This is a genomic window from Streptomyces apricus (assembly GCF_008369065.1).
In the GTDB taxonomy this organism is placed as follows: Bacteria; Actinomycetota; Actinomycetes; order Streptomycetales; family Streptomycetaceae; genus Streptomyces; species Streptomyces apricus.
In genome coordinates this window covers 1-1,003 of sequence record NZ_VDFC01000244.1, presented here as the reverse complement: position 1 = coordinate 1,003, position 1,003 = coordinate 1, and the positions used below count along the sequence as shown (strand labels likewise).

General features: G+C 77.2%; 2 protein-coding genes. One reads left to right on the top strand and one right to left on the bottom strand.

The window, feature by feature from the left end:
- The first annotated feature begins 72 nt into the window (after nt 1–72).
- Nucleotides 73–732 (top strand): TetR/AcrR family transcriptional regulator, encoded by a 660-nt coding sequence (locus FGF04_RS39475; protein WP_149516202.1) that lies wholly within the window; start codon nt 73–75, stop codon nt 730–732.
- A 64-nt stretch (nt 733–796) separates the two neighbouring features.
- Here FGF04_RS39475 and FGF04_RS39470 read toward each other — a convergent pair.
- The coding region (locus FGF04_RS39470) for a GNAT family N-acetyltransferase (protein ID WP_149516201.1) at nt 797–1,003 on the bottom strand (207 nt) is incomplete at its 5' end.

Sequence of the window (1,003 nt, the reverse complement as noted above, 5' to 3'; positions counted from 1 at the left end):
GCCCCGGCCCTCGCCCTGCCGGCCCCGCCGGCAAGGCCAAGGGCCAAACATCCTGGACGTACGCTTTCACGTGTGAGCACCGAGCCGCCCCCAGCGACCAGGCCCCCGTCGCTGACCGAACGCCGCAAGGCGGCGACCCAGTTCGACATCGCCCGCGCCGCCGCCGAACTCTTCACCGAGCGCGGCCCCGACGGCACCACGGCCGAGGCGATCGCCGGCCGCGCCGGCGTCGCGCTGCGCACCTTCTACCGCTACTTCCGCAACAAGCAGGACGCCGTCGGCCCGCTGCTCGCGGTCGGCGGCGACCACTGGCGCGAGCGGCTCGCGGGTGCCGGACCCGGCACCACGCTCCCCCGGGCCCTGGAGTCGGCCGTCACCGAGACCCTGACCGCCCCGCACGAGGCCAAGGCCGAGGGCCTGCGCTGGACCCGGGGCCTGCTGCGGGCCGCCGCCGAGGACCCGGCGCTGCGGGCGGTCTGGTACCGGGTGAACCAGGAGTCCGAGGACAGGCTCGTCCCGGTGCTGGCCCGGCTGGCCGGCGGGGGCGCCGATCCGCTGGAGGTCCGGCTCGCCGCCGCGGCCGCGACGGACGCCGTCCGCATCGCCCTGGRGACGTGGGCCGCCTCGGACGCGGGCCTCGAAGGCCCCGGCTCCCCCGCCGAGCTCGCGGTCCGCTGCCTGCGCGAACTGACCGGTGGCATGCGGCTGCTGACGTCCCCTCAGGAAAGCTGACCCGCGGGCCGGCCCGCCCGTCGGCCCGCCCGCAGACCCGTCCGTCGACCCGTCCGCCGGTCTCTCAGACCCTGCGCCCCATGAGGACGTCGTCCACGTACGCGCCGTCCAGGTAGAACTCCTCCGGCTGGATCCCCTCGACCACGAAGCCCTCGGACTCGTAGAGCCTGCGGGCCGGGGTGTTGTGGCCCAGGACGCGCAGGGTGATCCGCCGCGCGCCCCGGCGGCGGGCCTCCGCGACGGCGGCCCGGAGCAGCGCCCGGCCCACCCC